Source organism: Solimonas flava DSM 18980 (assembly GCF_000426685.1).
Taxonomy (GTDB): domain Bacteria; phylum Pseudomonadota; class Gammaproteobacteria; order Nevskiales; family Nevskiaceae; genus Solimonas; species Solimonas flava.
The window spans coordinates 16,357-39,935 of sequence record NZ_AUFV01000016.1; the positions used below are offsets into that span (position 1 = coordinate 16,357).

The 23,579-nt window shown below is 71.8% G+C and carries 19 protein-coding genes; 6 read left to right on the plus strand and 13 right to left on the minus strand.

The window, feature by feature from the left end; genetic code table 11:
- Positions 1-13: 13 nt before the first annotated feature.
- Complete coding sequence (locus K343_RS0115940) at positions 14-232, minus strand: CsbD family protein (RefSeq protein ID WP_028008925.1); 219 nt, start codon at positions 230-232, stop codon at positions 14-16.
- Positions 233-403: 171 nt separating this feature from the next.
- Between K343_RS0115940 and K343_RS0115945 the strand changes: the two genes are divergently transcribed.
- Entirely contained in the window at positions 404-679 is a 276-nt protein-coding gene (locus K343_RS0115945; protein WP_028008926.1) for a hypothetical protein, read from the plus strand.
- 79 nt (positions 680-758) lie between these two features.
- Here K343_RS0115945 and K343_RS22510 read toward each other — a convergent pair whose 3' ends face one another.
- The 3 genes from K343_RS22510 to K343_RS0115960 all read right to left on the minus strand — a co-directional run bounded on the left by K343_RS22510 (position 759) and on the right by K343_RS0115960 (position 4,808).
- Positions 759-1,652: a c-type cytochrome gene (locus K343_RS22510; protein ID WP_043112960.1), complete on the minus strand. Its 894-nt coding sequence runs from the start codon at positions 1,650-1,652 to the stop codon at positions 759-761.
- Between the two features lie 117 nt (positions 1,653-1,769).
- Positions 1,770-2,561, minus strand: coding sequence for an acyl-CoA thioesterase (locus K343_RS0115955; RefSeq protein ID WP_028008927.1), 792 nt, complete (start codon positions 2,559-2,561; stop codon positions 1,770-1,772).
- Positions 2,562-2,669: 108 nt separating this feature from the next.
- The gene (locus tag K343_RS0115960; RefSeq protein ID WP_028008928.1) at positions 2,670-4,808 is read right to left on the minus strand and encodes a M3 family metallopeptidase; all 2,139 of its coding nucleotides are present in this window, start codon (positions 4,806-4,808) and stop codon (positions 2,670-2,672) included.
- Positions 4,809-4,985: 177 nt separating this feature from the next.
- Here K343_RS0115960 and K343_RS22515 point away from each other — a divergent pair, with 177 nt between their 5' ends.
- The 5 genes from K343_RS22515 to K343_RS0115985 all read left to right on the plus strand — a co-directional run bounded on the left by K343_RS22515 (position 4,986) and on the right by K343_RS0115985 (position 10,254).
- Positions 4,986-5,927 (plus strand): lysylphosphatidylglycerol synthase domain-containing protein, encoded by a 942-nt coding sequence (locus tag K343_RS22515; RefSeq protein WP_161628908.1) that lies wholly within the window; start codon positions 4,986-4,988, stop codon positions 5,925-5,927.
- On the plus strand, positions 5,908-6,942 hold the full coding sequence (locus K343_RS0115970) for a glycosyltransferase family 2 protein (protein ID WP_043112961.1): 1,035 nt from the start codon (positions 5,908-5,910) through the stop codon (positions 6,940-6,942). Before K343_RS22515 ends, K343_RS0115970 begins: the two co-directional genes overlap by 20 nt.
- Entirely contained in the window at positions 6,935-8,470 is a 1,536-nt protein-coding gene (locus K343_RS0115975) for an ArnT family glycosyltransferase (RefSeq protein ID WP_028008930.1), read from the plus strand. The genes K343_RS0115970 and K343_RS0115975 overlap by 8 nt, the downstream gene beginning before the upstream one ends.
- A 12-nt stretch (positions 8,471-8,482) precedes the next feature.
- Positions 8,483-9,307 carry a phosphatase PAP2 family protein gene (locus K343_RS22520; RefSeq protein WP_051278570.1) on the plus strand — a complete coding sequence of 275 codons (825 nt, stop codon included), beginning with the start codon at positions 8,483-8,485 and terminating at the stop codon, positions 9,305-9,307.
- 146 nt (positions 9,308-9,453) lie between these two features.
- On the plus strand, positions 9,454-10,254 hold the full coding sequence (locus K343_RS0115985; protein ID WP_028008931.1) for an aspartyl/asparaginyl beta-hydroxylase domain-containing protein: 801 nt from the start codon (positions 9,454-9,456) through the stop codon (positions 10,252-10,254).
- 15 nt (positions 10,255-10,269) lie between these two features.
- Here K343_RS0115985 and K343_RS23625 read toward each other — a convergent pair whose 3' ends face one another.
- The 9 genes from K343_RS23625 to K343_RS22545 all read right to left on the minus strand — a co-directional run bounded on the left by K343_RS23625 (position 10,270) and on the right by K343_RS22545 (position 23,554).
- Positions 10,270-11,469 (minus strand): phosphorylase family protein, encoded by a 1,200-nt coding sequence (locus K343_RS23625; RefSeq protein ID WP_051278572.1) that lies wholly within the window; start codon positions 11,467-11,469, stop codon positions 10,270-10,272.
- 23 nt (positions 11,470-11,492) lie between these two features.
- The gene (locus tag K343_RS0115995) at positions 11,493-13,043 is read right to left on the minus strand and encodes an amidase (protein ID WP_028008932.1); all 1,551 of its coding nucleotides are present in this window, start codon (positions 13,041-13,043) and stop codon (positions 11,493-11,495) included.
- Between the two features lie 14 nt (positions 13,044-13,057).
- Positions 13,058-14,605: an amidase gene (locus tag K343_RS0116000; protein ID WP_028008933.1), complete on the minus strand. Its 1,548-nt coding sequence runs from the start codon at positions 14,603-14,605 to the stop codon at positions 13,058-13,060.
- Positions 14,602-16,134, minus strand: coding sequence for an amidase (locus K343_RS0116005; RefSeq protein WP_028008934.1), 1,533 nt, complete (start codon positions 16,132-16,134; stop codon positions 14,602-14,604). The genes K343_RS0116000 and K343_RS0116005 overlap by 4 nt, the downstream gene beginning before the upstream one ends.
- Positions 16,131-17,708 carry an amidase family protein gene (locus K343_RS22530; RefSeq protein WP_051278574.1) on the minus strand — a complete coding sequence of 526 codons (1,578 nt, stop codon included), beginning with the start codon at positions 17,706-17,708 and terminating at the stop codon, positions 16,131-16,133. The genes K343_RS0116005 and K343_RS22530 overlap by 4 nt, the downstream gene beginning before the upstream one ends.
- A 5-nt stretch (positions 17,709-17,713) precedes the next feature.
- Complete coding sequence (locus tag K343_RS22535) at positions 17,714-19,408, minus strand: amidase (protein ID WP_051278576.1); 1,695 nt, start codon at positions 19,406-19,408, stop codon at positions 17,714-17,716.
- Positions 19,396-21,489 carry a TonB-dependent receptor domain-containing protein gene (locus K343_RS0116020; protein WP_245585218.1) on the minus strand — a complete coding sequence of 698 codons (2,094 nt, stop codon included), beginning with the start codon at positions 21,487-21,489 and terminating at the stop codon, positions 19,396-19,398. The genes K343_RS22535 and K343_RS0116020 overlap by 13 nt, the downstream gene beginning before the upstream one ends.
- 200 nt (positions 21,490-21,689) lie before the next feature.
- Positions 21,690-22,796, minus strand: a complete 1,107-nt coding sequence (locus K343_RS23630; RefSeq protein ID WP_051278578.1) for a FecR family protein — start codon at positions 22,794-22,796, stop codon at positions 21,690-21,692.
- Complete coding sequence (locus K343_RS22545) at positions 22,793-23,554, minus strand: RNA polymerase sigma factor (protein ID WP_084615941.1); 762 nt, start codon at positions 23,552-23,554, stop codon at positions 22,793-22,795. The genes K343_RS23630 and K343_RS22545 overlap by 4 nt, the downstream gene beginning before the upstream one ends.
- Positions 23,555-23,579: the final 25 nt, after the last annotated feature.

Consider the following 23,579-nt stretch of genomic DNA (forward strand, 5'->3'; position numbering starts at 1 on the left):
CTCGACCCTCCGTTCAATGACGGCGCGGCGGCTCGTCGGCCGCATCGAGGAAGCGATCGATCTGGCGCTCCGCCTCGTCGCGGGTCAGGCCGTAGCGCTCCTGCACCAGCCCGGACAGCCGCTCGGCATTGCCTTCGATGCGCATCAGTTCGTCGTCGGTGAGCTGGCCCCAGGTCTGCTTGGCGCGGCCCTTGAGCTGCTTCCACTGCCCCTTGAGCGTATCGCGGTTCATGCTGCCTCCTTTCGCCGGATGGCGATGTGATGGCGATGTGATGGCGTGGATGTCCGCCGCGATCTACCTTCGGCGCACGGCACTGAACTCGTCCTGAACTCCGGCGTCGACATCCGTCGATAAACGTTCATAATGCGGCTCGCCTGCGACGACATAGCCCCCGCATTCATCATGTCCTCGACGATCCGCCCCCGCGCCACGCTCCCCTTCCTGCTCGCCGCCGCCGGCGCCGCGCTCGCCGCCTGCGCGTCGGCGCCGCCCGCGCCGGTCGCGCCATGCACCGGCGAGTGCAGCTCGCACGACGACGGCTATCAGTGGGCGATGCGCGGCACGCTCGACGACGCGCGGGTCTGCGACGAGCAGAAGGCGACGCCGGAGTTCATCCGCGGCTGCAAGGACGCCGTCAACGACTTCAGCCAGATGCGGCCGGCGTCGACCGGCCTCTGAGCCCGACCGCAGCGCCGCAAGGCCATTCGCGTCGAACGGCGCGGCGTCGCCGCCCGCAAGGGCAGCGACGCGCGCAGCTTCAGTTCGCCGACGCCGGCGGCAACGTGCGCAGAAACAGCCACAGCGCGCGCAGTTCGGTCTCGTCCATCTTCGCGAAGGCCGGCCACGGCATCACCTCGGGCCGCAGCGCGCGGCCGTCGGGCGTGCGGCCTTCGCGCATCACGGTCAGGAAATCGGCTTCGCTCCAGTCGCGCAGCCGGCCGGCCGGCGTCAGATTGGCCGACGCCGGCGTGCCCGGCGGACCGTTGACGATGCCGCCGGCGAAGTGGCCGCCGTGGCAGCTCAGGCAGGTCGAGGCCACATAGCGTCCGTAGTCGACGCTCGCCTCCGCCAGCGGCGTCGCCGCGCGTGGCGCGGCATGGTCGATCGCCTCCGCCGAAATCCACGGCGCGCCGGCGTAGGCCAGCAGCAGCCGCGCGGGCAGATGCAGCTGCGAAGCGCCGGACACGCGATCGACCGGCGGCCGCTGGCGCAGGTAGGCGATCAGCGCGGCGACGTCCTCGTCGCCGAGCGGGTAGTAGTCCGCCGTCGGCATCACCAGCAGCGAGCGGCCGTCGCGGCGCAGGCCGTGGCGGATCGCACGCGCCAGTTCGGCGTCGCTGTACGCGCTCAGCACACCGCCCTGCCCGGCCGTCAGGTTCGACGCGACGATGCGCGCCATCGCATCGTCGATGAAGACCCGGCCGCCGAGATCGGCGCCATGGCAGTCGACGCAGCCGCGCGTCGCCGCCAGATGCGCGCCGCGCGCCACGCGCGTGTCATCGGCGCCGACCGCGAGCGGCGTCGCCGCCACGTCCCAGCTTCGCGCCAGACGCGCATCGACCTGGAACCAGGCGTACGCCAGCGCCACGCCGAGCAGCGCGAGCGCGACGAGCAGGACCGCGCCGGCGCGGCGCAGAATTTTCTTCCACATGTTGAATCACCCCGGAAAAACGAAGGCGCGGATTATTCGCAGCCGCGCGGCGCCGGAACGTGAGGTCGATCATGTGGCGCCGGCGCGCGGCGCGATGACGAGCGCTGCTTCGCAGTTTCAGGCGAAGGCGACGACGCTCTGCCGGCTGTAGGCGATCGCGCGACGGTCCGGGCTCCACAGCGTTGCCGTCTGGCTCAGGTAGCCGCTGTGCGCCGCACTGACTTCGGCATCCATCAGCCACCAGCCGTCGGCGGCGCGCTCGTATTGCGGATGCAGGAGTTCGAGCATCCAGGTCAGCGAGCTGGCGGCGGCCGGCTGCTTCAGCATCGACAGACCCGGGCTCGGGATCGAATCGGCGAGCGCGATCAGCTGCAGTTCGTCGACCTCGGCCTCGTCCTTCAGGCGCACGTAGATCTGCGTGCGCGGCTCGCGCGCGCCGGAGAACGGAAAGCCGCCGTGCGCCCAGCGAAAGCCGACGTTCTGCGTGAACGCCGGCGTCACGCCCTCGATGTACGGCAGCTCGCGCGCCGCATCGGCGGCGAGCGGCACGGCCGGGATCGCCGGCGCCAGCGCCAGCGCCGATTCGCGCGGCAGGCCGAAGATGCCGAGCGTGCGGCAGGCCAGCTGCTCGCCGTCGTAGAGATCGGCCTCGATGTGCGTCGCCGACTTGCCGCTGCGCAGCACGCGCGCGGCGACGCGCAGTTCGCCGGCCGGTGCCGGCGCGATGAAGGTCGCCTGCAAGGTGCGCAGCGGCGCCGCGCCCGGCAGCAGGCCACGCATCGCCCGCACGGCGAGCGCCGCCTGCAGGCCGCCGAACACGGTGCGGCCCTGCAGCCAGTCGTTCGGAACGGGCGCGCGCCAATCGCCGCCCTCACCGTGCATCGCGGCGATGACTTCGGAAAACCGCATCGGAATCTCCAGCAATCTGAAAATGGATGCCGCGATTGTGAAGCAAGCGCGCGCCCGACCAAAAGGCCGCCCGAGGGCGGCCTTTTTTTGTGATCCGGGAAAGCCGGATTACGGCGCTTTCGGCAGCGTCAGGCCACGGCGTTCGAGCAGCGGCGCGATGTCCGGGGCGCGGCCGCGGAAGTTGCGGAACAGCGTCATCGCCTCCTCGCTGCCGCCGCGCGACAACAGCGCGGCGCGGAAGCGGTCGCCGTTGGCGCGCTGGAGGCCGCCGTTTTCCTCGAACCATTTCACGGTGTCGGCGTCGAGCACCTCGCTCCAGATGTACGCGTAGTAGCCAGCGTCGTAGCCGCCCGAGAACACGTGCGCGAAGTAGGTGCTGCGGTAGCGCGGCGGCACCTGCGGCAGGTCGACGCCGGCGTCGTGCAGCGCCGCCGCCTCGAAGGCGTTGACGTCGGCGACCTCGGCGCGCTCCGGCGGCAGCTGGTACCAGCGCTGGTCGAGCAGCGCCGCGGCGAGGTATTCGGTGGTCGCGAAGCCCTGGTTGAACTTCTGCGTCGCCAGCACCTTGTCGACCAGCGCCTTGGGCATCGTCACGCCGGTCTTGTAGTGACGCGCGTAGTGCTTCAGCACTTCGGCGTCGGTCGCCCACATCTCGTTGACCTGCGACGGGTACTCGACGAAGTCGCGCGGCACGCTGGTGCCGGCGAACATCGGGTACTTCACGTTCGAGAACAGGCCGTGCAGCGCATGGCCGAACTCGTGGAACATGGTGGTGACCTCGTCGAAGGTCATCAGCACCGGCTGGCCGGCCGAAGGCTTGGGAATGTTGAGGTTGTTGACGACGACCGGCTTGCTGCCGAACAGCGCCGACTGCGAGACGAACTCGTTCATCCACGCGCCGCCGCGCTTGGCGTCGCGCTTGAACGGATCGAACAGGAACAGGCCGAGCGGCGAGCCGTCCTCGTTGAAGACCTCGAACACGCGCACGTCCGGATGGTAGACCGGCAGATCCTTGCGCTCCTTGAAGTCGAGGCCGTACAGGCGGTGCGCGGCATAGAACACGCCGTTCTGCAGCACGCTGTCCATTTCCAGATACGGCTTCATCTGCGCTTCGTCGAAGTCGTATCGGGCCTTGCGCACCTTCTCGGCGTAGTAAGCCCAGTCCCAGGCGGCGAGCGCGAAGCCGCCGTGCTGCCGGTCGATCAGCTTCTGCATGTCGGCGATCTCGCGCCGGGCGTTGGCGACCGCCGCCGGCGCCAGGCGCCCGAGCATGCCGTTGACCGCGTCCGTGGTGCGCGCAGTCTCGTCGGCGAGCACGTAGGCGGCGTGGTTCGGATAGCCGAGCAGCGCCGCACGGCGGGCGCGCAGCGCGACGATCTGCGCGATCACCGCCTTGTTGTCGTAGTCGTTGCCGTTGTTGCCGCGGCTGATCGAGGCCTTGAAGATGCGCTCGCGCAGCGCGCGGTTGGTGAGGCTGGTCAGCGGCGGCTGGCCGGTGGTGTTCATCAGCGTGATGACGAACTTGCCGTCGAGGCCGCGCGCCTTGGCGGCCTCGGCCGCGGCGGCGATCTCCTCGCCGCTGAGGCCGTCGAGCTCGGCGCGCGTGTCGACCACCACCGCCGAGGCGTTGGTGTCCTTCAGCAGGTTCTGCTCGAACTGCGTGTCGAGCTTCGACAGCGCCTCGTTGATCTTGCGCAGCTCGTCCTTCTGCACCTCGCTCAGCTGCGCGCCGGCGCGCACGAAGTCGGTGTGGTAGCGCTCGAGCAGGCGCAGCGACTCGGCATCGAGGTCGAGCAGCCGGCGCGTGTTGTACAGCGCCTGGATGCGCGCGTAGAGGCGCGGGTTGAGGAAGATCGCGTCGCGGTGCGCGGCGAGCTGCGGCGCGAACTCGGCCTGCAGCTTTTCCAGCGTGTCGTTGGTGTTCGACGAGGTCAGGTTGAAGAACACGCTCGACACGCGCGCCAGCAGGCGGCCGCTCTTCTCGAGCGCGACGATGGTGTTGTCGAAACCCGGCGCTTCAGGGCTGTTGGCGATGGCGTCGATCTCGCGGCGCTGCTCGGCCATGCCGGCGACGAAGGCCGGCGCGAAGTCAGCGTCGTGGATGCGGTCGAACGGGGGCAGCTCGTACGGCAGCGTGCTAGGCTGGAAAAAAGGATTGTCGGCGGTCATGGTGTCGGTGGTCGCGGCGTAGGCGCCGGACGCGAACATCAGGCCGGCGGCCAGCGCCAGTGTAACGGGGGTTTTCATGTCGTCTCCCGAAGCGGCAGGGGGCCTGCGCGGCCCCCAAGGTGCGGATCAGCGGGCGATCGTTCCACAGCGACGCGCGCCGGGACAAGCCGGATTGTTCACCAGAACGGCATCGTCATGGCGCTTTCATGACGCTGTCGCGACAGCATCATCACGCGGTCGTAGATTACGCACCCCGTGAATCCCGCCGCCCCCCGCCTGCGTCCCACCCGTCGCCAGCTCGTCCTCTTGCTGCTGATCGCAGCCCTTTACGTCGCCGCCGTCGAATGGCTGTGCGGCTGGCAGCGCCTGTCCGAGGCCTGGTCGGCGCTGCCGTGGCGGCTGGTGCTCGCCTTCGTCGCGGCGATGCTGGCGAGCTACGCGCTGCGCGCCTGGCGCCTGTACCTCGGCGCGCGCGACGTGCTGCCCGCCGGCAGCTACGGCACGACGCTGCGCCTGCTGTGGCTGCACAACGCCGCCAACCTGCTGCTGCCGGCGCGCCTCGGCGAATTCACGCTGCCGTGGATGCTCGGCCGGCGCTTCAATGTCGCCTGGGCGCACGGCGGCGGCCTGCTGGTCTGGCTGCGCGTGCTCGATCTGCACTGCGTCGCTGCGCTGGCGCTGGCGGCGCTGGCGCTGCGCCTGCGCCACCTGCTCGGCCCGGCCTGGCTGGCGATGGCCGTCGCCGTCGCCGTGCTGCCGCTGGCGTTCTATCTGCTGCGCGCGCCGCTGGCCGCGCGTCTGGCCGCGCGGCCGCGCTGGCGCGACGCGCTGCGCGCGGTGCCGCAGGGCGTGCCGGCGCTGCTGCGCGATCTGGCGCTGACCTGGCTGGCCTGGCTGCTCAAGCTCGCGGTGTTCGCCGCCGTGCTGCACGTGCTCGCCGGCGCTCCGGCGGCTAGCGCGGTGCTCGGCGCCATCGGCGGCGACGCCAGCACGCTGCTGCCGCTGCACGCGCCGGCCGGCGCCGGCACCTTCGAGGCCGGCGTGCTGGTCGGCCTCGGCGACGGCCTGTCCGGCGACGCGCTGCGCGCCGCGATCACGCTGCACCTGCTGCTGCTCGGCAGCGCGCTCGGCGGCGCGCTGCTGGCACTGCCTGAACTGCCCATCCTGATGCAAGGCCATGATGCCGCTGCCCACTGAAACCATTGCCACTGTTCCCGGTGCGACGGCCACCGGCCGCGCGCCGAGCCTGTCGGTCGTCGTGCCGGTCTACAACGAAGAGGACAACGTGCTGCCGCTGGTCGCACGTATCCACGAAGGCCTCGCCGACTATCGCGGCCGCTGGGAGCTGCTGCTCGTCGACGACGGCAGCAGCGACCGCAGCGCCGCACGCATGGGCGAGGCGATCGCCGCCTACGGCCCGCACGTCAAGCGCATCCGTCTGGCGCGCAACAGCGGCCAGACGGCGGCGATGCAGGCCGGCATCGACCACGCCCGCGGCGAGCTGATCGCCACGCTCGACGGCGACCTGCAGAACGATCCGGCCGATATCCCGCGCATGGTCGACGAGCTGGTCGCCGGCGATCTCGACCTGCTCTGCGGCCTGCGCCTCGACCGCAAGGACGCCTGGCTGTCGCGCAAGCTGCCGTCGCGCATCGCCAACCGCCTGATCGCGCGCGTCACCGGCGTGCGCCTGCACGACTACGGCTGCAGCCTCAAGCTGATGCGCCGCGACGTCATCCGCCAGGTGCGCCTGTACGGCGAGATGCACCGCCTGATCCCGGTCTGGGTGGCGACCGTGACCGCGCCCTCGCGCATCGCCGAAACGCCGGTCCGTCACCACCCGCGCCTGCACGGGCAGTCGAAGTACGGTCTGTCGCGCACCTTCCGCGTGCTGCTCGACCTGCTGACCGCGTTCTTCTTCCTACGCTTCCAGGCGCGCCCCGGACACTTCTTCGGCGCGATCGGCCTGGTCGTCGGCGCGGTCGGCACGGTCGCGATGCTGCACCTGGCCTTCGTCAAGTTCGTGCTCGGCGAATCGATCGGCGGCCGGCCGCTGCTGCTGATCGCGATCCTGATGATGATGTTCGCGGCGCAGTTCATCACCACCGGCATCGTCGCCGAGATCATGACGCGCGTGCTGCACACGCCGCTCGCCGAACGCCACGCCAGCGCCGACCGCGCGTCCGACGCCTGGAGGGAACCGCATGCCTGAGCGCGCCTGGCTCGTCGTCTTCGCCGCGATCGGCTTCCTGCTCGGCGCCTGGCAGGTGCCGCTGTTCGATCTCGACGAAGGCGCTTTCAGCGAAGCGACGCTGGAAATGATCGACAGCGGCAACTACGTCAGCACCACGCTCAACGGCGAGCCGCGCTACGACAAGCCGATGCTGAGCTACTGGCTGCAGGCCGCCTCGGTGCACCTGCTCGGCCGCACCGAGCTGGCGTTCCGCCTGCCGTCGATCGTGTGCGCGACGCTGTGGATGTGGCTGGTCTACGGTTTCGCCCGCGAGCGCGAACGTGAACGCGGCGAGGCGCTGGTCGCCGCCGGCGCCGTCGCCTTCGGCCTGATGAGCAGCCTGATCGGCCATGCCGCGACCGCCGATGCGCTGCTCAACCTGCTGATCGCGTCCGCCGGCCTCGACATCTTCCGCTGGTACGAGCGTCAGCGCCGCACGACGCTGCTGCGCGTGTATCTGGCGATCGGTCTCGGCCTGCTCGCCAAGGGTCCGGTCGCGCTGGCGATTCCCGGCGCCGCGTCGCTGCTGTTCTTCGTCTGGCAGGGCCGCTTCGGCCTGTGGCTGCGCGCCGTGCTCGATCCGCTCGGCTGGCTGCTGATGATCACCGTCGTCGCGCCCTGGGTCGCGGCTTCGATCCACAACGACGGCGGCGCCTTCCTACGCCACTTCCTGCTCGACCACAACGTCGGCCGCTACACCGAGACGATGCAGAATCACGGCGGCCACTGGTGGTTCTACCTGGCGACGCTGCCGCTGATCGTGCTGCCGTTCACCGGCGTGCTGCGCGCCGCGTTCGCCGGCGCCTGGCACGAGAGCGAGCCGTTCGACCGTTACGCGCTGGTCTGGTTCGCGCTCGTGCTGGCGCTGTTCTCGGCCTCGGCGACGCAGCTGCCGCATTACCTGCTGTATGGCTGCACGCCGCTGTTCGTGCTGTTCGGCCGCCATCACGCGCGGGTGCGCTGGCGCCGCTCCGCCCTGCTGCCGCCGCTGCTGCTCGCCGTCGTGCTGTGCCTGCTGCCCTGGCTGCTGCCGGTGCTGGCGGCCAAGGCGCACCGCGCCTACGAGCGCGGCGTGCTCGAACTCGCGGTCGGCCAGTTCGGCGGCCACTATCTGGCCTGGGCCGGCGCCGCGCTGCTGGCGATGCTGCTGGCGTTCGCCGTCGCGCCGCGGCGCTGGCCGGCGGCGCTGCTGCTGGTCGGCGGCGTGCAGGCGGCGCTGCTCTGGGGCGTGGCCCTGCCGGCTTTCGCCGAGGCCTACCAGCGGCCGACGCAGCTCGCCGCCTACAAGGCCCGCGAGCTTGGCCTGCCGACGGTGATGTACCGAACCTACCTGCCGACCTTCAGCGTCTATCGTGGGGCACCGACGCCGCAGCGGGCGCCGCAGCCGGGCGAGCTGGCCTTCATCCGGGCCGATCGCCTGCCTACGCTCCAGAAAGAGTTTCCGCAAGCCGAACTGTCAATGGAATTTCAAATGGGCGGCGTACTCTTGATACGACGCCGTTCCTGAGTCCTCCAGCCGATGAATACCACCGACTCCCGATCGCAGGACACTCCGCTCATCGCCGGGCGCTGGCTGCTGTGGACGGCGGCCGTGTTCGCCGCCGCGGCCGCGCTGCTGCTGATCGGCGGCGGCTACGAGGCCGGCTTCTTCGCGATCAACGACGCGGCGCGCGTGGTCAGCGACGGCGAGCTGTCGCGCCTGACCCAGCTCGGCGACTCGCTGACCGCGCTGAGCCTGTTCCTGCTCTTCGCCTGGCGCTATCCGCGCGCGCTGTGGCTGGCGGTGCTCGGCGCGCTGATCGCGACCGCGCTGTCGCACGGCATCAAGCCGATCGCCCATCTGGCACGCCCGCCGGCGGTGCTCGACCTCGATCTGTTCCGCCATCTCGGCCCGCTGTGGAAGCGCGACAGCTTTCCGTCCGGGCACACGGTGACGGCCTTCGTGGTCGCCGGCGCGCTCGCCTGCGAGCTGCGCGTGACCGGCCGCGTGCTGCTGCTCGGCGCCGCGCTGCTGGTCGGCCTGAGCCGCGTCGCCGCCGGCGTGCACTGGCCGGTCGACGTCTTCGCCGGCGCCGCGCTGGGCCTGGTCTCGGTGCGTCTCGGCGGCCTGCTGGCACAGCGCTGGCACTGGGGCCTGCGCCCGTTCGGCCATCGCCTGCTGGTGCTCGCACTCGCCGGCTGCGCGATCGCCGACTTCATCCGCACGCCGTCCTATCCGGAAGCGCAGGTCGTGACGCGGCTGATCGCGGTCGCCGGTCTGGCGCTGAGCTTCTTCCATTACATCGTCCAGCCGCGCCTGCAGGCGCGCGCGCACGGCGCCCGCGCCGCCGCGCAGCCGCACTGAAGCGGCAACGCGCCCGCTGCGCAGGCGGCGGCCAGTTCAGTCCCGGTTCACCGCCAACCGCCAAGCTGCGGACACGCCCGGCCGGCGCTTTCACGCGCCGGCCGGCGACGGCAGAATGCCGCGACAAGAACAACACGGTCCGCGCCATGAACGACACACCGCCCGCGGCTTTCGATCCGCCTTCCGCGGATCTCAACACGCGCGCCCACACGCTCGGCCCCTCGCGCGGCGTGTTCGCGCGCCTCGGCATCGGCGCGCAGACGCGGCTCGAAAACTTCGTCGCCCGCGTCTCGCGGCTGCCGGATGCGCCGGTCTACGACCAGCGTGACTTCGCGTGGACGCGGACGCTGGAGGCGCACTGGCCGGCGATCCGCGCCGAGCTCGACCGGGTGCTGCAGTCGCGCGACCAGCTGCCGGCCTTCCATCAGATCCTCGACGAGGTGCGCACCATCACCAGCGACGACCGCTGGAAAACCTACTGGCTGCTCGCCGCCGGCGTCGACTGTCGCGAAAACCAGGCGCGCTGCCCGCAGACGACGGCGCTGCTGCGGCAGATTCCCGGCGTGCTGACGGCGTTCTTCTCGATCCTCGCGCCGGGCAAGAAGATTCCGCCGCACCGCGGTGCCTACAACGGCATCCTGCGCTGCCACCTGGGCCTGATCGTGCCGGAGCCGGCCGAACGGGTCGCGATCCGCGTCGGCAACCGCATCTGCCACTGGCGCGAGGGCGAGGCGCTGATCTTCGACGACAGCTTCAACCACGAAGTCTGGAACGACACCGACGGCTGGCGCGTGGTGCTGTTCATCGACTTCGCGCGGCCGCTGCGCCAGCCCTGGCACGCGCTGAACCGCCTGTTCCTCGGCATCGCCCGCTTCCTGCCGCTGCTGCGCCGCGCCAACCGCCGTCACCGCGACTGGAAGCGCGCGTTCTACGCGCCGCGCCCGTAAGCAGACCGTCCCGCCTCAGCGGGCCGCAGCCGCCGCGCCGGACGCGCGCGGCGCGTCGTCGTCGGCGGCCGCGCCCAGTTCGTGCACGACCGGCCGCAGCGTCAGCGCGATCAGCCGGTAGAAGTACGACCAGTCGAAGTGCTTGGCGTGCGACTGCTGGCCGTTCGCGGCGAGCCAGGCCGGAATCTCCTCGGGCCGGTCGTAGAGCGCCAGCGGAATGCCGGCCGCGGCGCTCTTCTGCGCGGCCAGATCGACGACCACGCGGACGATGAACCACGGCACGCCATGCTCCTCGCTGGCCAGCACCGCGGCGAAATCCTCCTGATCGACGACGAAGCGCGGCGGCGGCGGCAGGTCGAGGCGCTGCGCGGCCAGTGCCATGCGCCGCTCGATCGTGCTGCGCGCGTGATGGCTGGTGATGAACTGCGAGCCGCTCGCCGACCAGCCGTCGAGCCACAGCGCGGGCCGGTACGGCGCGACACCGTGGAAGGCGGCGACCTCGTCGCCGATCGGCGGCAATTCGAGTCCGGCGACGCTGCGGCCGATGCGCGCCAGCAGCGCCGGATCAGGCTGCAGCACCAGCCGCGCGACGCGGCCGGCGTCGGACAGCAGCGGCTGGCCGCGCATCTGCCAGCTCAGGCCGGCGAAGGTCTGCCCGCCGTCGAGCGCAAAGTCATACCAGTTGCCCTGATCGTGCTGCACGGCCGCAGCCGCGACGATCACGTCGCCGACGCGGGTCGCGCCGCCGCCGCCGGCAATGCCGACGAAGCCGAGCGCGCGCACGTTGAAGTGCTGCAGCAGCACGGTGGCGCCGATCGCGGCGTTGTCCATGTTGCCGCCGGCGACGCCGGCGACGATGTTGGCGCCGGCCCAGCGGCCGACATGGAACTCGCGGCCGACGATGCGATACACGGCGTCGATCTGCGCGTCCTCGACGATCGCCGAAATCTCCTGATAGGCCGAAGCCAGCAGCGCGATGCTCGGCGCGTCCGGCAGGCGCGCCGCATCGGGCAGGCGCACCCAGCCGCGCGCCGCGTCGAGGCCGGGATTGGCCGCGCGCAGCGCGGCGACGCTGACGCCGTGGCGCAGCGCGATGCGCGCCCAGCTGTCGCCGTCGGCGGCGCGGTACGCGATCGGCACGCCGGCCCAGGCCGGCAGCGCCGCCGAAAGCCCGAGCAGCAGCGCCAGCAGCAGACCGCCGGCCGCCCGCCGCATCACGGTTCCCGGCCGGAGCGTGCTCACAGCGGCGGCCGCGTCCAGCCGCCGCTGCGGCCTTCGATGTAGCGCGCGACGGCCAGCGCCACGTCCTCGCGCCACGGCGGCGCGACGACCTGGATGCCGATCGGCAGCCGGCCGTCGGCCGAGGCGCCGCAGCGCACGACGACGACCGGCCAGCCGGTCGAGTTGAAGACGCCGACGTCGCTGAGCATGCCGCGGTAGTCGCCGGGCACCGACGGGTCCCAGTCGATCGGCGTCGCCGGCTCGCCGGCGACCGGACACAGCAGCACGTCGTACTGCGCGAACCAGCCGAGCAGGCGCGACTTCGCCGCGTCCGACTGCTCCCAGGCTTCGACGAATTCCGAGGAGCGCAGCGGCTTGATCGCGCGGATCGACTCGTCCATCGTGCCGGACAGATGGTGCGTGCCCCACTTCTGCGCGAGCCGCTGGTACCAGGCCCAGCCGTCGCCCATCGACAGCTTGCCGCGCATCTCGTGCAGCACGGCGAGATCGGCGGTCGGGCAGTCCTGGCGCACGTCGGCCGCCACCTCGCCCAGCCAGGCGGCCGCCTGGCGGATCAGCCGCTGCGTGTCGGCGTCGACCTTCGACAGCCCGTTCTCCGGCCAGAACACGACCTTGAGCGCGGCCAGATCGACGCCGTCCGGATCGGCCCAGGCGATCGGCACGCAGGCCGCGTCGCGGAAATCCGGGCCGCTGATCAGCGGCGCGATCAGCGCGAGATCCTTGACGCGCCGCGCCAGCGGGCCGATCTGCTGCCAGGAGTCGAGCACGCCGCCGTAATCGACGATGTGGCCGGTGCGCGGCACGCGCCCGGCCGTCGTCTTGAGACCGGCGACGCCGTTGACGTGCGCCGGCAGGCGCAGCGAGCCGCCGATGTCGGAGCCGACGTCGAAGGCCGCGCCGCCGGCGGCGACGTTGGCGCCGGCGCCGCCCGAGGAGCCGGACGCGGTGCGCGTCAGGTCATAGGGATTGTGCGTCGAGCCGTACAGCATGTTGCTCGTGGTGTTGATCGCGCCGACGCCGCCGACCGTGAACTCCGGCGTGTTGGTCTTGCCGAGCAGGATCGCGCCCTGCGCGCGTAGGCGGCGGACCACGGTCGCGTCGCGCGGCGGCACGTACTGCTGGCGGCCGTAGGTGCCGCCGGTCGAGATCACGCCCTCGGTATCGAACGAATCCTTGATCGTCATCGGCACGCCGTGCAGCGCGCCGGCGAAGTCGCCGCGCGCGGCGCGCTGGTCGAGCGCGAGCGCTTCGGCGCGGGCGCGCTCGTAGCAGCTCATGACCACGGCGTTGAGGCGGTCGTCGATCGCGAGCTGGCGCGCGATGTAGGCGTCGACCACTTCCAGCGCCGACAGCTGGCGCGCGCGCAACAGGCCGGCGAGCTTGCTCGCCGACATGTAGAGGATCTCGTCGGAATCGACGTCGGCGGCGACGCGGGCGACGGCCTTGGCGCTGACCCGGCTGCTCGCCGCCAGCGCCGCGGCGCTGGCGGCGCCGCGCAGGAAGACGCGTCGCGAAACGCGGGCGGCCGAAGAGGAAATCGCGGGCATGGGCAAGGTCCGGTTCAGATCGGGGGACGGCGGTAACCGCCGGTGTAGGCTTCGATGTGGCGCAGCGCCGCGATCAGCTGGTCCTCGCGCCAGGGCCGCGCGATCAGCTGCACGCCGACCGGCAGCGCCGGCTCGCCGGCGGCGCTGCCGGCGCGCACGACACCGGCCGGCCAGCCGTTGGTGTTGTAGATGCCGAGGTAGTACGGGCTCATCCGCCGCCGCGGCACGGGCGCGGCCGCCGGCGCCGGCTTCGCCGGCGGCGGCAGCGGCAGCGGCGCCGGCCGCTCGCCGATCGGCAGCGCCGCGCGCGTGCTGGCCGGGCACAGGATCAGGTCGTACTGCTCGAACCACGCCAGCTGCTCGCTGCGCACCGCGTCGAGTTCCTCGGCGTAGCGCGTGAAATCGGCGCACGGCAGCTCGTCGCCGCTGGCCGGCGGCAGGCTCGGATACGGCGTCGCGGTGCCGGCGCGCTGCAGCAGGCTGCGCGTCAGATAGCCGCCGGCGGCGCCGCTGTAGGCGCCGCGCAGGCCGGCCAGCTCGCCCATCTTCGGCGGCATGTCCTCACGCACGCGGCAGCCGGCCTCGGCCAGCGACTGCGCGCAGCGCCGCACCAGTTCCTGGATCTCGGCGCTCGGCGGGTTCTCGCCGTTCGTCGCATAGACGGCGACGCGCAGGCCGCGCAGGTCGACGGCGTCGGCATCGCCGAGCGGCACCGGCTGCACCGCCGCGTCGCGCTGGTCGGGGCCGGCGATGATCGGCAGCAGCAGCGCCAGATCCTCGACGCGGCGCACCAGCGGACCGATGCCCTGGAAGGCGTCGTAGGCGCCGCCGTAGCCGATGATGTGACCCGTGCGCGGCACGCGGCCGTGCGTCGGCTTGAGACCGACGACGCCGCAGGCATGCGCCGGATCGCGGATCGAGCCGTAGAAGTCCGAGCCGAGATCGAAGCTCGCGCCGCCGGCAGCGACGTTGGCCGCCGAGCCGCCCGACGACGCGCCCGGCTGGTAGTCGGGATGGTAGGGATTGCGAGTGACGCCGTAGACCAGGTTGTCGGTGCCGCGCGGACCGACGCCGAGCGTGAACTCCGGCGTGTTGGTCTTGCCGAGCAGGATCGCGCCGGCGGCGCGCACGCGGGCGACGACGGTGGCGTCCTGGCCGGGGATGAAATGCGCGCGGCCGAGCGTGCCGCCGGTCGACACCAGGCCTTCCGTGTCGAACGAATCCTTGATCGTCATCGGCACGCCGTGCAGCGGCCCGAGCGGCTTGCCCCTGGCCTGCGCGGCGTCGGCCTCGCGCGCTTCGTACAGCGCGCGCTCGAAGCATCGCGCGACGACCGCGTTGAGGCGCGGATGGAGCGCCTCGATGCGGGCGATGTGCAGGCGCACCGCCTCGCTCGCCGACAGCTGGCCGGCGCGGATCAGGCCGGCGAGCTTGGTCGCCGACATGAACAGCGGATCGTCGCTGCTGTCGCTCGACACGCGGTAGCGCGGCGCGGCGGCCGGCAGCGGCGCGGCGCCGAGCAAGGCACGGCGGCTCAGCGCAGGCTTGGACGTGGCACTCAAAGCGGAGGTCTCCGGTAGCCGCCGGCGCGGCGTTCGATATGGGCCATCGCGGCGAGCACGAGCTCGTCGCGCCAGGGCTGGCCGACGACCTGGATGCCGAGCGGCAGGCCCGGATCGAGGCTCGACGTGCCGGTGCGCACGACGCCGGCCGGCCAGCCGTTGTTGTTGAACACGCCGAGATAGGAAATGCCGGCGACGCGCGGCCCCGGCGGTGGCGGCGGCAGGCGTTCGAGGTCGATCGGCAGCGCCGCGCGCGTGCCGGCCGGACAGAGGATCAGGTCGTAGCGCTCGATCCACGCGAGTTGCTCGCTGCGGATCGCATCGAGTGCTTCGGCGGCGCGCGTCAGCTCGGCGACCGGCGCTTCCTCGCCGCCGAGGTAGAGGCCCGGCGAAGCCTGGGTCGTGCCGCTGGCCGCCAGCAGGCGCCGCATCGGGTCGCTGCCGGGCGCACCGGCGTAGGCGAAACGCGCCGCCGACAGCGCCGCCATCTTCGGCGGCAGGTCCTCGACCACGCGGCAGCCGAGTTCGCGGAACCAGGCCGCGGCCTGCCGCACCAGCGCCTGGTTCTCCGGCGTCGGCGCGTTGAGGCCGTTGCTCGCGAACCAGGCGACGCGCAGGCGCGACAGCTCGACCGCGGCCGGATCGCCGAGCGGCACCGGCTCGATCGCCGCGTCCTGATGGTCGGGGCCGGCGATGATCGGCAGCAGCAGCGCCAGATCCTCGACGCGGCGCGCGATCGGGCCGATGCCCTGGAAACTGTCGTACGGCCCGCCGTAGCCGATGATGTGGCCGCTGCGCGGCACGCGACCGTGCGTCGGCTTGAGCGCGGCGAGCCCGCAGGCGTTGGCCGGTCCGCGCAGCGAGCCGCCGAAATCGGAGCCGATGTCGAAGCTCGCGCCGCCGGCGGCGACGATCGCCGCCGCGCCGCCCGACGAGGCGCCCGGCTGGTAGTCGGTGTCGTAGGGATTGCGCGTCAGGCCGTAGACCAGATTGTCGGTGCCCTTCCAGCCGCCGCCGAGCGTGAACTCCGGCGTGTTCGACTTGCCGAGCAGGATCGCGCCGGCGGCGCGCGCGCGGGCGACGACGGTGGCGTCGCGCTTCGGCACGAAACCGCGCCGACCCAGCGTGCCGGCGGTCGAGATCACGCCCTCGGTGTCGAACGAATCCTTGATCGTCATCGGCACGCCGTGCAGCGGGCCGCAGCGCGCGCCGCGCGCCAGCGCCGCATCGGCGGCCGCCGCTTCCTGCAGCGCGCGTTCGAAGCAGGTCGCGCCGAGCGCGTTGAGGCGCGGATTGACCGCTTCGAGCCGCGCGATGTGCAGACGCACGACCTCGCGCGCCGACAGCTGCCGGGCGCGGATCAGCGCGGCCAGCCGCGTCGCCGACATGAACAGCGGATCGTCGTCGCCGGGCGCCGCCGCGGCCGGCACCGCGGCCCGTGTCGCACCCGGCGCGGCGATGCCGGCGACGGCACCGCCGAGCAGCTGGCGGCGGCTCAGCCGCGACGGCGGCACAGGCGGGGTCGTCATGGCGTCTCCGCGTAGTCGAAGCTCTCGCCGGGCAGCGCCGGCGTCAGCGGCGGTGCCCGGCGGCGCTGCGTGCGCGCCTCGTAGCCGCTGGCCAGCCGGATCAGCGTCGGCTCGGCGAACGGCCGGCCGATCAGCTCGATCGAGAACGGCATGCCGTCCGGCTCGAAATAGCCGCCGGGCACCAGCACCGCCGGCAGGCCGGTATACGCATGCAGGCCGTTGCGCATCTCGCGCCGCGCCGTGCCGCCGAGGCTTTCGTCGACACCCGGCGCCGTCACCGTGCGGTACGGCAGTACCAGCGCGTCGAGGCGGTGGCGCTCCATCAGCGCGAGCAGCGCGTCGCGCAGGCGCGCCTGCTCGCGCAGCGCGGCGAGAAACGGCGGATAGCGGTCGAGCGAGCGGATCGCGGCGACCTCGCGCAGGTACGGATCGACGGCGTCGCCGCCCTTGCGCAGCATCTCGTCGAGCGAGCGCATCGGCGCACCCGGCGGCAGGCTGCGCAGATAGGCGTCGGCGGCGATGCCCTGCTCGTAGGTCGCGCTGCTGGCCGCGCCCTGCGCCTGCGGCAGATCGATGCCGCTCAGCACCGGATCGACGAGCACCGCGCCGGCCGCGGCCATGGCCTTGAGCTCGCGCTCGAACAGCGCGCGCCCGGCGGCGTGCGCCGGACCGCCGCGCACCATCTCGCGCAGCACGCCGATGCGCGCGCCGCGCAGGCCCTGCGCATCGACGTACGACGCGTACGGCCGCTCGGGCAGGCGGCCGAGACCGGCCAGCGTGCTGAGGTCATCGGGATCGAAGCCGGCGATCGCGTCGAGCACGGCGGCCGCGTCGTAGACGCTGCGCGTCATCGGCCCGGCCCGCTCCTGCACCGGCGAGTTCCACATCATGCCGCGGCGGCTGACCAGGCCGCGCGTCGGCGCGATCGCGACCACGGCATTGAGCGCCGCCGGAATCAGCAGCGAGCCGCCGGTGTCGCTGCCGAGCGCGACGCTGCCGAACCAGGCGGCGGCGGCGACGCCGGAACCGGAACTCGACGCGCCCGGATAGCGCGCGAGGTTGTACGGGCTGCGCACCGGCCCGCCGAGCGAGCTGCCGCTGCCCGACGCGCTGCCGTACCAGTCGGCGAGATTGAGCTTGGCCAGCACGATCGCGCCGGCCGCGCGCAGGCGCTCGACGACGAAAGCGTCGCGCGCCGGCTGCGAAGTCGCCATCGGCGCGAAGCCGCCGGTGGTCGGCAGATCGTGCGTGTCGAAGACGTCCTTGACCACCACGACGACGCCGTGCAGCGGCCCGCGCGGGCCCTGCCGCCGACGCTCGGCGTCGAGCGCGCGCGCCTCGTCGAGCGCGCGCGGATTGAGCGTGAGCACGGCGCCGAGCCGCGGTCCGTCGCGGTCGTAGGCGGCGATGCGCGCCTGGTACAGCTCGACCAGACGCTCCGAGCTCAGCGCGCCGGACGCGAACGCGGCGTCGAGATCGGCGACGGTCGCCGTCGACAGCTCGAAGTGCGCGGCCTCGGCCGGCGCGAACGTACCGGCCAGCAGCGCGGCGCAAAGGAATCGTGGCAGGCGCATCGGAGTCAGTAGCGGAAGCGCTCGCCGGGCAGCGGCGGCGTGTGCGTCGGCAGCGGCAGCGGCGGCCCGCCGCGCTCGTAGGCGTCGGCCACGCCGATCAGCAGCGGCTCGCTGAAGGCCGGACCGACGAAGGAGATCGAGATCGGCAGGCCGTCGCGGCTGAGGCCGGCCGGCGCGACCAGATCGGGAAAGCCGGTGATGTTGCCGATGTTGGTCAGGCCCACGCCGATCGACTTCACGCCCGGCGGCGGCGGCGGCACGCCGCGTCCGGTCAGCGGCTCGTCGGCGATGATGCGGTGCGGCGGCCGCGGCCGCGTCGGGTAGACGAGCACGTCGACGCGCTGCTGCTCGAAGACGCCGAGCACACCGTCGGCGACCATGGCGATGCCGTGCTCGCGCGCCGAACGGTAGGCGAGCGAATTCATGCCCTGCCCGCTCGTCACGCGCTTGGCGAGTCCTGCGTAGACGACCGGATACGGCGACCACGCGCCCTGCGGCGCGCGCAGCGCCAGGCCGCGTTCGGCCAGCTCGGCCAGCGTCTTCGGATAGCCCGGCGCGAGGCGGCCGAGGTAGGCGTCGAAATAGACCGCCTTCTCGGTGTCGCAGACGACCTTGACGATCGCACGGCGCGTCGCCGGATCGACGACCTGCGGCGGATAGGCGACGTCGACCAGCTCGGCGCCGAGCTTGCGCAGACGCTCGAGCGCTTGCGCGAACGCGGCGTCGACGTCGGCATCGGCGCCGCTGCCTTCGCGCAGCACGCCGATGCGCAGGCCGTCGAGCCTCTGGCGGCCGAGGAAGACACGGTAGTCGCGATGCGTCTTGCCGAGGCTGTCGGCGGTATCGGCGTCGCCGGGCTCGTAGCCGGTCATCGGCCCGAGCATCGCCGCCAGATCGCTGGCGTGGCGCGCCATCGGTCCGGCGGCGTCGTAGCTGTAGCAGGTCGGAATGATGCCGTCGCGCGACAGCAGGCCGCGCGTCGGCTTCAGGCCGTAGACGCCGCCGACCGAGGCCGGGCTGCGCAGCGAGCCGCCGGTGTCGGTGCCGAGCGCCAGCGGCGCCAGCCAGGCGGCGAGCGCCGCGCCGGAACCGCCGGACGAGCCGAGCGGCGTGAAGTCCGGATCGTAGGGATTGCGCGTCTGGCCGTGGATCGAGCTGAAGCCGGCGCCGCCGGCGGCGAAGTCGTCGAGATTGACCTTGGCGAGAATGATCGCGCCGGCCTCGCGCAGGCGGCGGATGATCGGCGCGTCGGCTTGCGGCTGCGCGCCGGCGAGCACGAACGAGCCGCCGGTGGTCGGCATCTCGGCGGTGTCGATGTTGTCCTTGACCACGACCGGAATGCCGTGCAGCGGCCCGCGCGGGCCCTTCTGCCGGCGCTCGCGATCGAGCGCGCGCGCCTCGTCGAGCGCGTGCGGATTGAGCGCAATCACCGCGTTGATGCGCGGCCCGGCCTGATCGTAGGCCTGAATGCGCTGCAGATAGAGCGAGACCAGCTGCTCGGCGCTGAGCGTGCCGGCCGCGTAGGCGGCGCCGATGTCGGCGACGCTGGCGCGCGACAGTTCGACGCTGGCGGCGCCGGCGGCGGGCGCGGCGCCGAGCAGCGCCGCGCCGAGCCACAGCGCGGCGCCGGCCGCTGCCCGCCGCGAGCGGCGCGGCGCGCTGATCGCGCGCGCCGCCGCGCCCGCGTTCAGAAGCGCCATTCGGCGCCGCCGTAGACGCCGCGCGGCAGCGCGCGATAGCCGTAGACCTGGTCGTAGCTGCGGTCGAAGAGGTTCTCGACGCGCAGCTTCAGCGTCAGCTGATCCCAGAGCTTGTAGCTGGTGTAGATACGGGCGACGAGATAGTCGTCGGCGCGGCCGGTGCTCTCGATGCTGTCGTAGGCCGCGTTGGCGCCCATGCCGACGGTCCACACCGGCAGGAGGTCGAGCGAGGTCGAGGCGTCGATCGAGTGTCGCGGACGGCGCGTCAGGCGCGCGTCGGTGGTGCTGTCGGTGGCGTCGAGGTAGGTGTAGCCGAGGCGCAGGTTCCAGATCGAGGCCGGCCGCAGCGTCACGCCCAGTTCGGCGCCCTGCGTCTCGGCCTTGGCGCGGTTGACGTACATGCCCGCGTAGGTCGTCAGATCGGTGTACTCCCAGTCGATCAGATCGCGGAAGCGATTCTGGAAGTAGGTCGCGCTGAGCGTCGCCAGGCCGTCGAACAGCGACTGGTCGACGCCGACGTCCCAGCCCTTCGACTTCTCGGGCTGGATGTCCGGATTCGGCAACTGGTTCCAGGCCGGCACGCCGTAGCGGTCCGACGAGCCCGGCGCGGCGAAGCCGGTGCCGTAGGTCGCGCGCAGCTTGGTCTTCGGCAGCACCATCCAGGCTAGGCCGGTGCGCCACGTCGTCGCGCCGCCGACGGTGTCGTAGTCGTCGCGGCGGATGCCGGCGTTGAGCGTCAGCGTGTCGGTGATCTGGTAGGTGCCGGACAGGAAGCCGGCGACGATCGTGTCGTCGCTGCTCGTCGCGTTGATGTCGTACTTGGACGATTCGTAGTTCGCGCCGGCGACCAGTTCGAGTCCGTCGAGCGCCTTCCACGCCGTCTGCCAGTCGACGACGGTGCGGCGGTTGGCGAGATCGCTCTTGCCCCAGGAATCGGTCCAGGTGTAGTCGCGCCGGTGCAGCGCCGCCGAGACGTGCGAGGTCACGCTGTCGCTGGCGCGCCACTCGGCGTAGACGGTGCCGAGATAGTTCGCCGAATCGACGACGCCGGGCGCGAAGTAGTAGCGCGAGCCGTTCGAGTGATACTCGCCGGACTGGCCGCGAAAGGTCGCGCCGATGTCCCAGTCCGGATCGAGCGCGTACGACAGGCGCGCCGAATAGTTCTGGCTGTCGTAATCGTTGTTCGGATCGTGATTGTCGGTCTGGTAGTGGTTGAACGAGGCGCTGTAGCCGAGATCGCCACTGCTGCCGGTGGTCGCCAGCGAGGCCGAGAAGGTATCGAACGAGCCGCCGGTGACCGACACGCCGCCGGCCGGCTTGGCCGAACCCTCGGCGGTGTTCATCAGGATCACGCCGCCGATCGCGGCGCTGCCGTACATCGTGCTTTGCGGGCCGCGCAGGATTTCGACGCGGTCGAAGCCGGAGAGGTCGGCGCCGCCGAGAAAGTTGTCGTAGGTCGCGGCGCGGTCGTTCATGCGCACGCCGTCGACGATGAACAGCGTGTGGTGCGGATACGCGCCGCGGATGTAGACCGCCGACTGGCCACCGACGGCGCCGGTGTTCATGACCGAGACGCCGGGCTGCTCGGCGAGCGCGCTCTTCAGATCGTCGACCTGCGCCTTCTTCATGTCGGCCAGCGAGACCACGCTGACACTGCTCGAAGTGTGGCGCGCCGACTGCGGCGTGCGCGACGCCGACACCACGATCGTGTCGATGCCATCGTCGAGCGCCGCGCCCTTGTCGGCCGCCGGCTCGACCGTCTTCGCCGGCGCCGCCGGAATGATGCCGACCGTCTTGTCGCCGACGGCGTGGAACGCGAGCGGGCTGCCGTCCAGCATCGCCGCCAGCGCCTGGCTCAGCGGCATGCGGCCCTGCACCGGCTTGCTGGTCTGTCCGTTGACCAGATCCGAGGGCATCAGGATCTGCACGCCGCTCTGCTTGGACAGCGCGATCAGCGCGCTGGTCAGCGACTGCGCCGGCACGTTGACCTCGACCGGCTTGGCCAGCACGCCTTCCTGCGCCCCGGCCACGCCCACGCCCGCCACACTCAACGCCAGCACGATACCGGCCGACGAACTCATGCTCGCCGCGCCCCGCCAGAACCTACGCATATGCCCCCCGAAAATGGATGGATGCCGAATTGGTTTTCCGGTAGCTATGACGTACGAGTCCGGCGCGGCGGCGCTCGCCGCCGCATTTTTTTTACGCTCCGGAGCGCGATCGCTGTGGCGGACACAAAAAAAGGCGCCGCGAGCGGCGCCTTTGGCAGACAAGCCTTTGTTCAGTCGCCGTGCGCGGCGCCGGCGCGCGCCTGGATCACGATGCCACTGCCCTGCTGCAGCACCTCGACCGGGAACTCGCTCGGCAGCGCGCGCAGCCATTCGTCGGTCGCGGACGTCAGCAGCGTGCCCGAGAAGCGCAGCTTGCCGACGTCGCCGTGGATGAAGACCGGACGTCGCGTGTAGCGATTGAGATCGGCGATGACGGCGCCGAGCGGCTCGTTGTTGTATTCGAGACGGCCCTCGCGCCAGCCGAGCACCGCCTGCGGGTCGACGGCACCGACCGTCGGATCCTTCTGACCCTCGTCCCAGCTGACCTGGCCGCCGGCCGAGACGACGACGGCGTCGCTTTCCGCCGGGGCAGCGGCCAGCGCCCCGGTGCGGTACACCTTGACGACGCCTTCGGTGACGGTGACGACGACCCGGTCCGCTGCGTGCCGCACGTTGAACGCCGTGCCGACCGCGCGAATGCGGACGTCGCCGGCGGCGACGATGAACGGCCGCCGCGGATTGTGCGCGACCGAGAAGAATCCCTCGCCACTGTCCAGGCTCAGATTGCGCTGCGCCTCGTCGTAGTGCACGGTCACCAGCGAGTTGGCCGCCAGCTCGACGCGCGAGCCGTCCGACAACGTCGCCGCGTGCACGGTTTCCGTGCTGGGCGCGACCACGGCATCGTCGTCGAGCAGCGACGGCTCCGACTGGTCGCGCAGCGTCCAGCCCAGGCCAAGTGCCAGCACGCAGGCGCAAGCCGCGCCGAGCACCGCGACGCGGCGGCGGCGCACGCTCAGCGGCTCGAAGAAATCGAGGGTCGTGGCGACCAGCGTGCCACGCGCGCGGCGCAGCGCGCCGGTGCGGCGCCGCGGTGCCGCCGGCCGGGCGGCGAGCAGCTCGCCATCGACGACCTCGTCGGCCAGACCGCCGCTCAGCGTCCACAGCTCGCGCACACGCTCGTAGGCCTGCTGGTTGCGCTCGTCGGCTTCGTACCACTGCACCCAGCTGACGATCTCGGCCTCGCTCGCCGATGCGTCGCGCAGGCGCTCCATCCACTCCGCCGCCGCCTCGAGGCGCTGCGCGTCGATCTGACTGTGCCGGCGGCCGTCAGGCTTCATTGAAATATCCGTTCCTTTGCTTCTGCGCTCGTCAGGCCATCCAGCCGCAGGCGGCAGTAGGCTACGACACGGCGCAGGTATTTTCTGGTCTGGCTGTCACGCAAGCCCAGCTCCTCGCCGATTTCCTCGACGCTCTTCTCCTCGATCCGCGACAGCAGGAACGCCCGGCGATAACGCTCGGGCAGCTCCAGCAGCGCCTGCCGTACGATAGCCAGATCCTCGCGCGCCGCATACAGCCGGTCGGGGCTGAGCGTATCGGTCAGCTCGTCGAGATCGTAGACCTTCTCGATCTGCTCGCCGCGAATCCGGTGCCGCAGGCGATCCTGGGCGATGTTCACCGCGGTGCGGAACAGGTATGCGCGCAGATAGCTGACCGCGCCCGGTTCGTGCAGCTGCAGCATGCGCACGTACGCTTCCTGTGCGACCTCGCGGGCCTCGGCCTCGGTGCCGAGCCGGTGCTGCAGCATCGACACCAGCGTGCGGTTGTGGCGCTCGAACAGCTCCGCCAGTTCCGATGCGCGCGGCGGCGCGTCCGCGCGCCGCTCGTCTCCCGAGGACGGCTCCTCGAGGAGGAAAACACCGTTGATAGCCATGGACTCCAGCACTGAGGATGAGGCCCCGATCTGGATAAGACGTCCGAGCGCCGGCTTGCGGCGCTCGCCAACGCAAATCAGTGGAGCGATTGCACTGGCGAATCCATAGTCAAGAATCGTGCCTTGCGCTGTGCGCATGGGCTTGCAGCGCGAGCGCGCGATCATCCGGCGCCGGCCGCGGCGAACCGCA

Bases quoted from the DNA above. Each gene is read 5' to 3' on its own strand.
- K343_RS23625 (WP_051278572.1), bottom strand. From the start codon at position 11,469: ATGCGGCGGGCGGCCGGCGGTCTGCTGCTGGCGCTGCTGCTCGGGCTT.
- K343_RS0115940 (WP_028008925.1), bottom strand. From the start codon at position 232: ATGAACCGCGATACGCTCAAGGGGCAGTGGAAGCAGCTCAAGGGCCGC.
- K343_RS22520 (WP_051278570.1), top strand. From the start codon at position 8,483: ATGAATACCACCGACTCCCGATCGCAGGACACTCCGCTCATCGCCGGG.
- K343_RS0115970 (WP_043112961.1), top strand. From the start codon at position 5,908: ATGATGCCGCTGCCCACTGAAACCATTGCCACTGTTCCCGGTGCGACG.
- K343_RS0115960 (WP_028008928.1), bottom strand. From the start codon at position 4,808: ATGAAAACCCCCGTTACACTGGCGCTGGCCGCCGGCCTGATGTTCGCG.
- K343_RS23630 (WP_051278578.1), bottom strand. From the start codon at position 22,796: ATGAAGCCTGACGGCCGCCGGCACAGTCAGATCGACGCGCAGCGCCTC.
- K343_RS22535 (WP_051278576.1), bottom strand. From the start codon at position 19,408: ATGGCGCTTCTGAACGCGGGCGCGGCGGCGCGCGCGATCAGCGCGCCG.
- K343_RS22530 (WP_051278574.1), bottom strand. From the start codon at position 17,708: ATGCGCCTGCCACGATTCCTTTGCGCCGCGCTGCTGGCCGGTACGTTC.
- K343_RS0115975 (WP_028008930.1), top strand. From the start codon at position 6,935: ATGCCTGAGCGCGCCTGGCTCGTCGTCTTCGCCGCGATCGGCTTCCTG.
- K343_RS22545 (WP_084615941.1), bottom strand. From the start codon at position 23,554: ATGATCGCGCGCTCGCGCTGCAAGCCCATGCGCACAGCGCAAGGCACG.
- K343_RS22510 (WP_043112960.1), bottom strand. From the start codon at position 1,652: ATGTGGAAGAAAATTCTGCGCCGCGCCGGCGCGGTCCTGCTCGTCGCG.
- K343_RS0115995 (WP_028008932.1), bottom strand. From the start codon at position 13,043: ATGCCCGCGATTTCCTCTTCGGCCGCCCGCGTTTCGCGACGCGTCTTC.
- K343_RS0116005 (WP_028008934.1), bottom strand. From the start codon at position 16,134: ATGACGACCCCGCCTGTGCCGCCGTCGCGGCTGAGCCGCCGCCAGCTG.
- K343_RS0115945 (WP_028008926.1), top strand. From the start codon at position 404: ATGTCCTCGACGATCCGCCCCCGCGCCACGCTCCCCTTCCTGCTCGCC.
- K343_RS0116020 (WP_245585218.1), bottom strand. From the start codon at position 21,489: ATGAGTTCGTCGGCCGGTATCGTGCTGGCGTTGAGTGTGGCGGGCGTG.
- K343_RS0115985 (WP_028008931.1), top strand. From the start codon at position 9,454: ATGAACGACACACCGCCCGCGGCTTTCGATCCGCCTTCCGCGGATCTC.
- K343_RS0115955 (WP_028008927.1), bottom strand. From the start codon at position 2,561: ATGCGGTTTTCCGAAGTCATCGCCGCGATGCACGGTGAGGGCGGCGAT.